Source organism: Niallia sp. 01092 (assembly GCF_052318935.1).
GTDB lineage: Bacteria > Bacillota > Bacilli > Bacillales > Cytobacillaceae > Niallia.
In genome coordinates, this window is record NZ_JBQRKO010000042.1 from 1 (window position 1) to 13,457 (window position 13,457).

Consider the following 13,457-nt stretch of genomic DNA (forward strand, 5'->3'; position numbering starts at 1 on the left):
CCCATTTTTTGAATGAACCTAGCCGTATTAAAATTTGATAATCAAAATCTACTAAAATAGATTTTGTCGAAAAAAATAACACCACAGGAATTATAAAATATACAATAAGATACATATCATTCAGCAAACGTAAAATAATGTCCCAATTATTGAAAGATACGCCAAATTCGTAAGCTGCTTTGACAACTTCTTTCCTCAACATAAAACCATAGAAATAAAAAATAACTCCTATCACTAACCATTTAATACCTATCATATCTTCAAGATATTTTTTCATACTTTATATCATCCATTCTTTTCTATTACGTATTGCGAATACATAGAGCCCAATTATAACTATTAGAAGAAATGAAAATGGTACCAATACAGTCCATAAAGGTTGTTCTACAATATTAAATGGAAAAATAGTACTCAATGGCGAAAACCATGGTGCTACAAGTACACCCGTTACAAAGTTAAAAATATGATAATAAAGAAACGGAACAGATAAAGCAACAAAAGGATTATCTATGATAAGCAGTAACATAAAAGCAATACTAGAATAAACTACCGCATTTATAGAAACCCACAAGGAATAAATTACCCCATATGTCAAATCTCCATATGATAAAAACTGTGAAAAAGTAAATCTAGGAATAACTGCAGACTCATCTATAGGAGAATAATCAATTATTCCTAAATGTGGTTCTACATACACTGCAAAAACAAACGTAAGAAATATCAATAAAAACGTAACTAATCCCGTTAAACAAGTATTTATTATTACTTTACTAAGTAAATAAGTATTCAATGGAATTCTAGTACGAGTATACAGAATAAAATTATTTCTTTGCTCTTGCAAAAAAGATGGTAAATAAATGATAATAGCAAGAGCAGGAAAAAGTAACGAAATAATCGTTGATACCATCTCTTGAAACACTTCAATTGGATCAAAAAACTGGTATCCTTCTCTTATCATATTAAACCTTATAGTTGGTAAAATAATAATAATAGCTATCCAGAGTAATAAATTCTTTACCGTAAATGCTCTTTTCAATTCAATTAATAACTGATTTCCTAACATCTATTTCACCTCTTAAAGTCGTTTATCTTTTGATAAAAAATTATTTATTGATTAACATGAAAGGTATGTGAAGTTAACATGACAGATAAAAATTTACTTTTAATTTCTTATCCTTCCGATGAAGAAATTAAAAAACAAATATCAATTATATTAAATAAAGCATTGAGTATTCCCCAAAACAATCAAAACTCTAACATTCCTGCACACCCCATTAATAATAAATCTTAATCTCTTAACTTTAGTTATGATACTTTTCTTTAATAAGAGTATTCAATTCTTCATAATCAACATTTAACGGTCTAATTTCATCAAAAAAAGTATCCAGTAAATCATTAATCAAGCTTATACGAATTTCATTAATTCTTGACTTATCACTTTGTATATAACTTGGTTTACCAAATTCAGTAACAATTATTTTTTGCCGTTCTAATTCACTATACGCTCTTTGAACAGTATTAACATTCACACCCAACATTAAAGCAAGTTTTCTTCTGGATGGTAATCCTTCCCCAGGAGCAAGGTTGCCATTTATTATCTCATTTATGAAATACCGAACGATTTGAATATATCTAGGATTTCTTGTATTAAAATTAATATCCATAAGCTCTCCCTACCTATACTTAAGGTATTTTAGCAAGATTTCTCTTCCTTTTAAGCCAAAATAATAAATAACCAATAACATTCAACAACAAAAGACATACTATCCAAACTAATTTCAATTGACCAACATGATACAATTGAATTAATCCCCAGACCGTAAACAAAACATAATAAATTGTAATACCAATAACGAATAGAAAGAACCCAATTGTTCGAATATCTATTATTTCTAATGAAACAAAAAATTGATCTGTTCCATAGTACAACTCCCTTTTAAATAAAGAAGGTATCCATTGTTTGTTATCTTCAAAAGTAAAATCCGCTTTCTCCGAATTCAATCCGCTCAATGCTGTATTGTATAAAGAAGCTCTAAGAATAAAAGGTTCTTCAACAAACAAGGAATCTGTCAAATCCGAGTTAATTAATAAAGAACTTTCTCCAACCTTATATCCAATATCTGCAAAACGAGCATCATGAACGTTACCTAAATATAAGAAAAACCCAAACACAAAACTAACAACTAATAAAATTAAAACCCCTACTGTTAGTAAACAATTTGCAAATGTTCGCTGGCGAATTTGCATCAATGAAATTAATTTTTCCGCCTGCTCAAATCCACCAAAACGTTCTACTGCAGTTCTAAATGCATCATTTTCCGTATAACCATCCATCATTAATTCTTTTATAGATTCATTGAGATGAATACGGGTTTCTTCTTTTAATTCTTTTGTTTCTGAATGTTTTGGATTTGCATGTTTATATAATTTTTCAACATATTCATCAACCACCCGCATTTTTATCCCCCTCATATGCATCCCAAAAAGGAATCTATTAATTTTTTTACAAACTCCCATTCTTTAACCTTCAATTGGAAATTATAACGTCCTTCCTCATTCATTCGATAATACTTTCTACGTGCTCCTGCACCCTGTTCATCACTCCAATAAGAAGCAATCCAATTTTTATTTTCTAATCTTTTTAAAGACAGATAAAGAGTTCCTTCTTTCAATTCAAATGAGTCATTACTATTAAAACGAACCATCTTTGCAATTTCATATCCATACATATCTCTTTTACTTAGGAGGGATAGTATAAGCGTATCAATATGCCCTTTCAATAATTCCTTATCAACTTCCAATCATATCCCTCCTTTAATAATGATAAAGCTTTATGTAAAAAATATCCTGTAAAAATAGTTTAAATCAAAATACCTAACAATGCAATGTATTTATTATCTAAATAGTATTTTGTTTATGGGGTATCACCAACCATTTATCATATTTCTCATGCTAAGGCTAAAAACCTTGATAAATAAGGCATTTCCCTTAAACGACCATTTTAGGGAAGTTAAATAATAACCATCTAATACTTGTAAAATGGACCCTTCTCTAAAAGTAATTCCCTTTTTGCAAACTTATTCACGTTAAAAGGAATTAGCTTAGAGTAAGGAAAACCACTATTTATTTCACTACCAAAAAATGTCTTAACGTGGGTTTACGTCAAAATGTTAGATGCTACCCGTATAGAGAAAAGATAAGATTAAGTATCCACTAAACAGGATTAATTATAAGTGATGGAGAATAAAATCCCTTGAAAGAAAAATACGGGGTGTTTTTGTGAACCAAGATAACCAGGACAAAAAACAAATAAAAGAATATCAAAAAAATCCAATGAGCAATTTTTCTGACTCTATTAATCATTCAATGGTTAGTAATTTAAAAGGATTAACAAAAGGCGGTTGTCTTACAAAAATTATTACTTTGATTATAATAATTATTGGAGGATTACTTATCCTTTCACAATGTTCTCATTAAACTAACAGCTTTAGTAAAATAGTAGAGTAAAAAGTTAAATAAAAAGAAGATAGCGTACGCTATCTTCTTTTTATTTGTGGATCCTGATATGAGCGTAATCTAGAAAGGGGTCCTACCAACTAAAAACTATTATCTATACTATGTTACCGAATTAGATAACTATTAAAGATAAAAACATTATTGCCCGATTTCCCAATCATTACGACTACGCTTTTGCATTCTCTTCTCTCTTTGTTCACGCTCTTCATCCTGCTTTATAGATTCATTGACTTCCTTAACCAGATTGAATTTTTGAGCAAGAGAATTCATCAAATCAAACGCTTTTGGAGCGTTCTCTTTAATAAAGTCAACGCACTTAGACTTAAATTGCTTAAGACGCTGCGTTAAATCTTTAATCTGTTCTTGCTGCTGTTTAATGAGTACGTCCTTTTCCTGATGACGACGTTCAGATAACTCCAAAGCCTTTTTCACCTTCTCATGATCGACTTTCAAAACGAACTCCTCCGTTTGAGCCGGAATTGCCTGTTTAGCCTTCTCCAATTCCACAGAAAGATAATGATTAATAACATTTGCTTCGTGCAATTTTTCTGCAATCACATTAAAGTTTTTAGCCAAAACCTCATGTTTCTTTAAAGCAGTCTTTTGACTAGCCATCATTTTCTCATAATCATCTACTCTGATTTTGACATACCTTCCAAGAAGGTCCGTGTTAGTCTCCGGTTTATAAATTTTCTTGACCTCTGGAGCCTTATATTGGGGCTGATTGGCGAGTTTCTCTGTTTTCTCCGTTAACCCCCTTCCACGCTCTTTAAATTCCCTTACAACAGCCCTCTGAGCTTCATATTCAGCCTGTAAGGCATCTTTAGAAGAATAAAGATCATTTATATCAGAAACAGCCTTTTCCATCTCCTGACGCCTTTGAATCCCTTCTGCTTCCAGTTGATTAAGTGTCTCCTTCGCTTCCTTGAATTGAGGAACTTTCATGTACTTATGAGAGCCAATGTTGGCTCTCTCAAAATCGGGAATATGAACCTTCGCCAGCTCCTCAATGCGTGCAGTCTCCCACTCACGCCAATGCTTGATAAGCTCTGTCCCTTTCCCTTCAATGCCTTGTTGTTGTAAGGCTTTATCCATGCCGACACGCCTTGTCAGTCCTCTTTTACTTTCAAAATTCGGAACGTAATTAATATGCAAATGGGGGTTGGCTTCATCATCATGCAGTACCATGTTGTAGATTGCTAGATTGAGATTCCTATCTTGAAATTCCTCTGCATACTGCACCAGTGCAGATTTCTTCGCCATACGATATTCCTCACCGTCTTTTCCCTCACCGATAGCCACAATTAATTCCCTCTGTTCATGTGTTTTACTATCATTTCGGATTTTCTCGTAATAATCTTCAATCTTGCGGTCTTTCCTACTCTGCTTCACATTGTAGGCTTCCACCGCTTCACTAAATGTGTCCTTATAAACCTCTCGAATATCCTTTTGCACAAAATAAATATTTTCGTTTAACCTGGACTGATCGATGCCAGGATTCCCATAAATATTTTCTCGATTATTATGTGCCATATTGCTTTTATGAGATTGATTAAATGAGATAGAAGCCAACATAAAATATCACCACTCCGCCCAAAATTATTGATAAACTAAGTCTAGCAGAGCGACGAAGTTTGTCAATAAAAGTAACCCTATACGTGTTTTGTCACTACGTTACAAAACACATAGGTCTCTGCGAGGCTTTTCGGCTCCGCCTAGCCATGCCATGCATGGCAAAAGACCTTGGGGTTTCGCCCCCAAACGACGACCAACGTAAGCACGTTGGATCGCAGTAATCGAACTCCTCAATCCCTCACTCCTTGAGGGAATCCCTCGCCGGTTGGCAGATCAAAACAAATGTTTTGACAATGCCAATAGGGTTTTGCTGTAGCAAATGTGTCAACTCCTTATCCTCCTTTGAAAAGAAATAACTATCATGGGGGTTCTCAAATAAGAGACAATAATATACTTAATTCTTTTAGTAATTCTCTTAATAACTTTAATAACTACCTTAATGATATAAGTAAATCTATTTGAGCTTGAAAGATAATAGGGTGGCTTTCGCCCCCTTAGAGACAAGATTTTTGGTTGCCTTGATGGCAACCTTTTAGCCTTAAAGGCTAAAACGTAAAAAAGTTTAAATTAGGGGTTGCTAAACAAAGAGCGAAATACTATTTAATTAAGAGTAAGAAGAAAAGAGAAATAAAAAGTTAGTTAAACCCTTGGTACTACTGTTTTTTTGGTTAGTTCCGTAGTAATGAAAAATCATTACTTTCGTAATGAAAAATCATTACCACGAAATAAAAAAAAAGAGCCTTAATTTTTAGGCTCTAATATAACTTTTCAGGTAATTTTTTTAATTCTGCAGGAGTTTTTCTAAACATAGCTTTTAATGTTCCATTTACATTATCTCTATCACCAGAAAACATAATATGAGGATTTACAAATAAAGCATATGCTCTAACATTATTATCTTCTAAACCACTTTCGGAACGAGCCAAAATCCCTTTATCTATTAACCCTTTTATAATCGGATTTACATTTTGCTTTTTCTTTCCTAAAACTACCGCAAGATCACTTTGAGTTAAAGGCATTGAATTAGCTTTTTTACAATCTTCAACTATGCAATTAGACTCAATTTCTACATGAGGAGCAATATCCATTAAAAAAGTCTTTTCAGCAGTAGTTAAGTATTTTATTTCACGCAAATACAAAAGATTAGCTTGATTCAATTGGACAAACCTCGCTCTATTTTTTACTTTTCTTTCCGGAATTAAAATCATTCCTCTAGAATTTGCTTTAATTTGCAATTCAGCTGCTTTTAAAAGTTCTTCTTCTGTTAATATCTTTTCATTTTCAATTTCTCTTAATCGTGCCTTTTTTCCCGCGCTGTTTAAATTTACTACATTGTTGTTATCTTTTTTCACAAAAATTCCTCTCCCCTACTGGAAGGAATTAATCTCTGTATGTTAGAATATATTTATTCTATAAGTGAATACAGGACAAATTCCTGTCCTTCTTAGTGAAACCCTCGGAGTCCGCGAAAACTTGAGGGTTTTTCTTTTTTATATTTCAACACTACCAATATTTTCCCCTTTTTTCTAGTCATTTTCTATCTTCTCTTTTAACTTCTCTAATAATCTATCGTCAATTCTTTTCGGTTTATAACCCATTCTATCAATTAAGATACCCTCTACAACCCTCATACGGGCTGTATAAAGACGGTATTCACTTTCTCCAAAGGCTTTAATATCATTAGGAACTATAACTCCGTCAGGAGCCTTCTGGACAGTTCTCATGAGGTGATAGCACTCTGTTCTCTTTTGACGAACCAAACGCAGCAGCATTAAAAGATCATATGTATGAAAGGTAGCTAAACTTCGAAATGGTCTTTCACATAATTCTAAGTACACAAAACCATTTAATTTTGGCCTTTCTGCTTTCAATGGTGCTTCACAAAACGAACATGTTTCGCTATCAGATTTATTTTCTTGGCCACAATAAGAACAACAAATCATACCCTTTAAAACTCTCCTTTCCCCTTGCCATCAAGGCTTTCAAGTTGCCATCAAGGCAACTCCTCCATAAAATCTCTTTTGGGTTTGTTTTTAATGCAACAAATGATGTGTTTTAATTCTTTACTCTTACATATTCAATAATAGAAAATAACATTTGTTCTTCTAAACGTTCAAATCGTGGATCCAATAAAAGGCGTTCTCCTTCAAAAAAAAAGGCTTCTAACAAGTAGAATACTCTTGGTCGCTTGTATGCTGGACTATTGGCTACACAGCATTTCCAGACACGCTCTTCTAATTGTTTCGAATATTTTCGGTGCTGAATACATTCATGAAGTTGTCCTTTTTTTATTTCCACATAGCCTTCCCAAATATTTTTTTGCGCAAGTTCCATCCACATTTCTGCTCGAATCTGCTCTTTATTTAATACAATACTTGTTTTGTTATTTCTTTTCACATCATTTGTTGTGAAAGATGTTGGTAACCTTTCTTCTAAAAATTGATCTAAAGATTCTTTTGTCACTTTCCATCCTTCTTTTCTAAAAATAGGTGGAATTCCTTCAATAGTGCCATCACGTAACCATCTACGTACAGATTCTATATGACTGGTAATTTTGTTTTCTTTTAAAATTTCAAATACTTCTTGCACCGTATATAATTGCATTGTTAAACTCTCCTTATACAACAAATGTTTTGTTTTATTATGCAACAAATATTGTATTTTGGTCAATGTAAATTCTCATAGTTGGGTATCATCCCAACTTGAGCTATGAATGATATCTAACGATATCGATAATCGGGTTGATCGATAAAAGTTTACGATCATGATCAAAAGAAGGATATCTAAAACATATCAACGAATAAATAGTGTAATTGATTGATTATCGGATGAATGATCGAAAATATCGGCATGATCGGAGGTTGTGAAATAGATGAACGATAGAAAATGGTTAACAGTTACGGAGATCGAGCAAAAACATGGCGTTCCAGCTCCGACTACCCGTCGATATCTCCAACGCCACGGGCACAAGCTCAATATCAAAAAGCGTGGTAAATCGTATTTAATCGATGAGGAATCGATCGAGGTACTTATTAAGATTCGTGATCTTTATTCAGATGGGAAAAGTGAGAAGGAAATCGACGATATTCTCTCCAATATAGGAGTACCTACGACTATCACAATTGAAGAAGAAGGAAAAGAGATCGAAGTTCCGACCGATAAAGTATTAATGGATATGCGTAACGAGCTCCAAGGTGTAAAAGAGTTTAATCGTGAGCTACTCGATCGATCAGATCGACAAGAAGAGTTTAATCGTCAACTATTAGAGAGACTCGATCAACAACAAGCGTACATAGATAAAAGACTTGACGAAAGAGATGAGCGATTAATGATCGCACTTAGAAAGTCGATGGAGACTCAAAAAATGATCGCTGCAACTCAAGAACAAGAATCGAAAAAGGTGAACAAGGGATTTTTCGCTCGTTTTTTCAATAAAAAAGGGTAATAAAAGAGGAGGGATAGTATGCCACATAAAATTACATTAACGGGAAAACCAGTGAGTTCATTACGTCAGAAAGAAACCTACTATACTTTCGATATGGAGGAGAATGGCTCACCAGCAGCTCCAAAAGGGTTACCCAAAAGTTCAACTATTACATATACAGTATTTATTAATCAAAAGCAGTTAAAGAAAGCCGGATTGACAGAAGAAAACATACAAACACAAAAAATCATGGTTCAAGGTGAACCGACTTTAGATGTATCTGTTGATGATTGTCCAGGAGAAATTGGTATCGTCTGTTTCCAAGTATCAATCCTTACTGAAAAGAAAAATTCAACGGAATCGAGCAAAGTTAGTCAAGAACCGGTGAAAAACGAGGTAAAAACAGAAGAGAAACCAAAAGATCCAGAAGGAACAGAAGATTTTATTTTGCTTGAACAAATCAGTGTTCCTGAAGCATTTTTAAATTCACGCCCTAATCCTGAAAAAACGCAGCAAGTCGTGGACTATGTCAAACGGACAGGCTTCTTAGATGAGCCCATTACGATTAATCGAGATACGAAGATCCTCACGGACGGATACAGACGCTATATCCTAGCTAAAAAGGTGAAACTAGATTTAGTCCCTGTTGCATACGAAAAATAAGTCTAGAATCAACAATGTATAAAATCATGCATAAACGATAAAAAACGAAAAAACACCAAACCCTTGATGTATATGGGTTTGGCGTTTTTTCTAACTTCCGAAAAATTGCGATTATATAAACTAAAAATGCAATTATTTTGTTAATTCTATTATACAATAATTGTTGTATAATTAATCTACTAACCCCATTAGTGAGACCTTCTTATAAAATGTAAAAACTGACCATAATAACGTCTTTTTTGTCAATTTGATAAAAGGGTAGGATCCAGGAGAAAAACGAAGCAATCAAGAGTTTTACTTTTAGATTATAAAGCCTATTTTTTCGTTATTTCCCAAACCTAAAAAGACGGAATTTGCCCAAATATGGACGAATTCCGCCTTTTTATTTTTTTGTTGCTTCCCATAGGAACCATTATGTTAACTAAACACAAAAAAGGTACAATTTTTTCAAAAATAATAACAAAATGAGTATCTTTTAAAGTAGAACATTCCCCAAGTTGCGGAATACATTTGAACACCAATCTAAAAGTATATTTTCTATGTTTTACTAATAAGACCCCGTAAACTAATATATCAATTTCTATAAACTTCTTTAATTTTATCAAATCCTTTTGTCAAAAAATTTTGTTAAAATACAGGAAGAAGGAGAGATATTCAATGAAAAAAAATAATTTAAATATTATTAAACTAAGTATATTAGTAGCAATATCAATTATTTATTTAAGCTATTATTTATTTACATCTTTTAGATATGGATATACTTTAATACTTATTATTGAATCTTTAATTAATTTAATAATTGTATTAATTTTCGCAAATTATTTAACTAAAAGAATCTATATCTCAAAAAGTTATCAACTTATTTTGTATACTATTTTTATTTTTTATCTTTTTTTATTACAATCATTAGTTGCACATGTAAATCTTATAAACTTTGCGATAATGAAATATACAGGACATCATCATATAATGGTTGATCGTATTAACTTTATTCCTTTTCATACGATTTTGAATGCTTTAACAATTGATAACATTAAAGATTTTTTTTATGATCAATCATTCACAATAAATCTATCTATACTAGCAGTATCCCCAATGCTACAAATTATAGGTAATATATTAATGATAGTTCCTTTATCCTTTTTCCTATTAACTTTAGGAATTTCTAAATATAAAATAAAAACAATATATTTTATATTTATTTTTTCTATAGGAATTGAACTATTTCAACTAATAAATTCATATATTGAATCTGGTCTTCAATATGGAGAAGGTCGTGGCATAGATGTAGATGATATTATTTTAAATACTATAGGCGCTACTATAGGTGTACTAATTTTCTGGGTATTTAAAATTGGTATAAGTGCATTTAAAAAAAATAAATCATATAAACTCTATAAATACATAAAAAATCATCTAAACTTAAACTAGGGGTAGTACCAGCATTTTGACCCAAAACATACGCTAAGGGATTGTTCAGTTAATCACGGATTACTGGACAGCTTATAAATAAAGCTTTTAATAAGCTTTATAAATATTTTATTTGTTCAGTAACTCATCCAATAATCAATGTACAGAAACAACTGAAAATATAAGTCTATGAACACATTAAGTACCTTATCGTATAAATTTCATAGAAAAATCCTTGTCAAATCTCGTTAGCGTATGTTTTCCGCGTTTTGTTGGTGATCCACCTAAATGTAATTACCTTTTTTGTAAAGCTATTCACGTTAAAGGGGCATAGAGAAAGGAAAAACACTATTTTGTTACCAAAAAATATATTAACGTGGGTTTTATGTCAAAATGTTGGCAGCACCCCTATTAACTAATAGTGATTTTATGTAATTTTTCTACAAAAATATAAAAATATTGTAAAAATAGTTGAAAGATTTTCCAATTTACTCTAAACTAAAGTCGTAGTACACATAGTACAATAGTACATACTTTTAAGGATGGTGGCTTAAGATGAAGAAGAAAAAGTTTGCAGTTCTGGGTATAGCTCTAGGTTTAATGGCATTTGCTGGTGCAGCACAGGCAAGTTATAGTTATTCCTCTTACGACACAACCGTTGGTAAATTTAACGGAAGTGGTTACACAAGTTACCAAAAAAAATCTAGTTCGGGACAATATGGTTCTTTGGATTCTCGTACAGTCGGCGGTGCCTACACTGTCGATGCAAGAATGACAGCAAGTACTGGTACAGGTTCATGGGTAAGATCGGTTGGCGATAACGATTTTCGTAGTCTACCAAACTCTATTTCAGCCGGATATGATACAAGAGTTCAATTTAGCAATGATTTAGATACACCAGTAAATGTTCAAGTAACCGGATACTGGAAAAGTAATTAACTTCAATATTTTAAGAACGTTGATGTCAATTGACATCAACGTTCTTTTTTTTCCTTTATTACAGATCAACTAGTTCCAGTTTATATTTATTGATACGGAATACATAGTCACATAAAATATTAATATCTTCTTGATTATGACTTGTAATTATAATTGTACGTCCCTCATCCTTAAATGATAATAATAGATTTCGAATTTTATCTACACTTTCTGTATCCAAAGCATTAAATGCCTCATCTAATATAAGGACTTGCTGATCTTCCATAATTGCCTGAGCAATAGCTAATTTTTGTTTCATTCCTAAAGAATAATTCTTAACTTTTTGCTTGGCTTGTGGTTGTAACCCTACGATTTCCATTGTTTCACGAATCTTTTCATCAGTAATTTTCCCTTTAATTAACGCCAATTCTTTTAAATTTTGAAATCCAGTTTTATTTGCAATATAACCGGGACGATCTATAATAATACCAAAATTATCAGGGAATCTTTTGTTTTTTCCAATTTCTTCTGATCCAACAGAAACAGTACCATTATCTGGAAAAACGAAGCCGCATATCATTTTAAACAAAACAGATTTACCAGAGCCATTCGGTCCTACAATACCATATATTTTTCCTTTTTCTACGTTTAAGTCCACACCATCAAAAAGAATTAACCCCTTATATGTTTTACTTACGTTTTTTAATGAAATAATAGACATACTTTCACCCCACCTACTATATTTTTAAACTTCCTTTAAACAAATAATTAATTACACCAAGAGCAAGAGCATTTATTATAATTAAAATGCTTGTCAGATAATACGGTGAAAAATCAACCAAGTAAACAATACTATTTAATCCAACTGGAATTATACCTGCCGTATTAATCCCCGGTAACATTAATATCATAAGCATGCTTATTAACATTACACCATGTATTAATTCCTTACTTATCCAAGAAACAATAAACACTGCGAATATATAAAAAACAATCTGTAAGAAACCGTTGATAAAAAAGTGGTAAATAACTTCATAAAAAGGATTCGGTAGTACTGTCACATAAAAACTGAAATTCATCCCAAAACAAACAGCTACAATTAGAGAAAAGCCCATCAATATAAAGAGTAATAAGATAACAGCTATTAATAATTTCTTTATCCAACTCCAAAACCATTTGTTCAAATTCTGAAACCGAATAATTTTATAGTAACTTAATTGTTCAATCTCATTACTTAAAAAGAGCTGAACCAAATAAATAAAACCAAAAAATACGATTAAATAAAAGAAAAAAGGAAGATACGCGAAATTTTCTGCACTAGAACCTCTAAAAGACATTATCCAAACATCCCAAATCGTTGAACCAGAAGATTTTAATGAGTTAGCTGTCGAAATAATACCTATTAAACATAGAAACAAATATATTCCTATAGGAATATATGATTTTATTGATTGAACATATACTTTTTTATTAAGGTCTAGAATTCGTAAATATAAGACAATAAATATACCAAACATTAGGACAACAATATAACTTAAGATAGGAGAATTAAACGAATTAACTGCTTTAGTAATTGAAAAATAAGTAGTTGGAGACAAAAAAGCAATTTCCTTCGGTAATAATTTAAATCCTATAATACCTCCAAAGAAAATCATTACACTTATTAAAAGCATAAAATATTTACTTTTTGTCAATACATATATAGTTGCTAAAACTACATGTAGTAATGAAAGTGTTAACACTAATAAAATTAACTGAGCTACAAATGCAGATATTGGTGTTCCAAAAAAACCTACTAACTCATAAAGAGTATTAGTAACATGATTGAATTCACTAAGCTTGCTCCAATTCCAGGAATAAGGAAATCCAATCATCATAAATAGAGATACAAATACCCAAAAAAACAATAAAGGAATACTTCTCAACCAAAAATGTTTAAGAGAATGATAAA

General features: G+C 31.7%; 16 protein-coding genes and 1 pseudogene. 6 read left to right on the forward strand and 11 right to left on the reverse strand.

From position 1 onward, the window contains the following. Positions 1–277 (reverse strand): annotated as a pseudogene (locus ACTXGU_RS21725) (hypothetical protein); the annotation flags it as partial. A gap of 3 nt (positions 278–280) precedes the next feature. Continuing rightward, positions 281–1,063 carry an ABC transporter permease gene (locus ACTXGU_RS21730; RefSeq protein WP_443483611.1) on the reverse strand — a complete coding sequence of 261 codons (783 nt, stop codon included), beginning with the start codon at positions 1,061–1,063 and terminating at the stop codon, positions 281–283. 78 nt (positions 1,064–1,141) lie between these two features. Between ACTXGU_RS21730 and ACTXGU_RS21735 the strand changes: the two genes are divergently transcribed. After that, complete coding sequence (locus tag ACTXGU_RS21735) at positions 1,142–1,291, forward strand: hypothetical protein (RefSeq protein ID WP_443483612.1); 150 nt, start codon at positions 1,142–1,144, stop codon at positions 1,289–1,291. 10 nt (positions 1,292–1,301) lie between these two features. On the opposite strand, the gene ACTXGU_RS21740 is transcribed toward ACTXGU_RS21735, so the two are convergent. From ACTXGU_RS21740 to ACTXGU_RS21750, 3 genes are read right to left on the reverse strand one after another with little or no spacing between them, the layout of a single operon-like run. Next, complete coding sequence (locus tag ACTXGU_RS21740; RefSeq protein WP_443483613.1) at positions 1,302–1,664, reverse strand: GntR family transcriptional regulator; 363 nt, start codon at positions 1,662–1,664, stop codon at positions 1,302–1,304. Positions 1,665–1,683: 19 nt separating this feature from the next. Beyond that, positions 1,684–2,457: a permease prefix domain 1-containing protein gene (locus ACTXGU_RS21745; protein WP_443483614.1), complete on the reverse strand. Its 774-nt coding sequence runs from the start codon at positions 2,455–2,457 to the stop codon at positions 1,684–1,686. Between the two features lie 11 nt (positions 2,458–2,468). Then, entirely contained in the window at positions 2,469–2,801 is a 333-nt protein-coding gene (locus tag ACTXGU_RS21750) for a PadR family transcriptional regulator (RefSeq protein ID WP_443483615.1), read from the reverse strand. A 478-nt stretch (positions 2,802–3,279) separates the two neighbouring features. Here ACTXGU_RS21750 and ACTXGU_RS21755 point away from each other — a divergent pair, with 478 nt between their 5' ends. Further along, a complete protein-coding gene (locus tag ACTXGU_RS21755; protein ID WP_443483616.1) occupies positions 3,280–3,477 on the forward strand; it encodes a DUF6366 family protein in 198 nt (65 codons plus the stop codon). Between the two features lie 177 nt (positions 3,478–3,654). On the opposite strand, the gene ACTXGU_RS21760 is transcribed toward ACTXGU_RS21755, so the two are convergent. The 4 genes from ACTXGU_RS21760 to ACTXGU_RS21775 form a co-directional block, all read right to left on the reverse strand. Continuing rightward, a complete protein-coding gene (locus ACTXGU_RS21760; RefSeq protein ID WP_443483617.1) occupies positions 3,655–5,091 on the reverse strand; it encodes a plasmid recombination protein in 1,437 nt (478 codons plus the stop codon). Positions 5,092–5,846: 755 nt separating this feature from the next. Further along, positions 5,847–6,443 carry a MarR family transcriptional regulator gene (locus tag ACTXGU_RS21765; RefSeq protein WP_443483618.1) on the reverse strand — a complete coding sequence of 199 codons (597 nt, stop codon included), beginning with the start codon at positions 6,441–6,443 and terminating at the stop codon, positions 5,847–5,849. 174 nt (positions 6,444–6,617) lie between these two features. Then, positions 6,618–7,034, reverse strand: a complete 417-nt coding sequence (locus ACTXGU_RS21770; protein ID WP_443483619.1) for a hypothetical protein — start codon at positions 7,032–7,034, stop codon at positions 6,618–6,620. A 112-nt stretch (positions 7,035–7,146) separates the two neighbouring features. Further along, the gene (locus ACTXGU_RS21775) at positions 7,147–7,695 is read right to left on the reverse strand and encodes a helix-turn-helix domain-containing protein (RefSeq protein WP_443483620.1); all 549 of its coding nucleotides are present in this window, start codon (positions 7,693–7,695) and stop codon (positions 7,147–7,149) included. A 268-nt stretch (positions 7,696–7,963) separates the two neighbouring features. Here ACTXGU_RS21775 and ACTXGU_RS21780 point away from each other — a divergent pair, with 268 nt between their 5' ends. From ACTXGU_RS21780 to ACTXGU_RS21795, 4 genes are all read left to right on the forward strand, one after another. Then, the gene (locus ACTXGU_RS21780; RefSeq protein ID WP_443483621.1) at positions 7,964–8,536 is read left to right on the forward strand and encodes a MerR family transcriptional regulator; all 573 of its coding nucleotides are present in this window, start codon (positions 7,964–7,966) and stop codon (positions 8,534–8,536) included. Positions 8,537–8,554: 18 nt separating this feature from the next. Beyond that, positions 8,555–9,178: a plasmid stabilization protein gene (locus ACTXGU_RS21785; RefSeq protein WP_443483622.1), complete on the forward strand. Its 624-nt coding sequence runs from the start codon at positions 8,555–8,557 to the stop codon at positions 9,176–9,178. Between the two features lie 657 nt (positions 9,179–9,835). Beyond that, on the forward strand, positions 9,836–10,609 hold the full coding sequence (locus ACTXGU_RS21790; protein WP_443483623.1) for a VanZ family protein: 774 nt from the start codon (positions 9,836–9,838) through the stop codon (positions 10,607–10,609). A gap of 579 nt (positions 10,610–11,188) precedes the next feature. Then, positions 11,189–11,527 (forward strand): hypothetical protein, encoded by a 339-nt coding sequence (locus tag ACTXGU_RS21795; protein WP_443483624.1) that lies wholly within the window; start codon positions 11,189–11,191, stop codon positions 11,525–11,527. Positions 11,528–11,585: 58 nt separating this feature from the next. Here the strand turns inward: ACTXGU_RS21795 and ACTXGU_RS21800 are convergent, their stop codons facing one another. Together ACTXGU_RS21800 and ACTXGU_RS21805 are read right to left on the reverse strand one after the other, a co-directional pair. After that, entirely contained in the window at positions 11,586–12,227 is a 642-nt protein-coding gene (locus ACTXGU_RS21800; RefSeq protein WP_443483625.1) for an ABC transporter ATP-binding protein, read from the reverse strand. Positions 12,228–12,243: 16 nt separating this feature from the next. Continuing rightward, on the reverse strand, positions 12,244–13,457 hold a 1,214-nt coding region (locus ACTXGU_RS21805; protein WP_443483626.1), incomplete at its 5' end, for a hypothetical protein.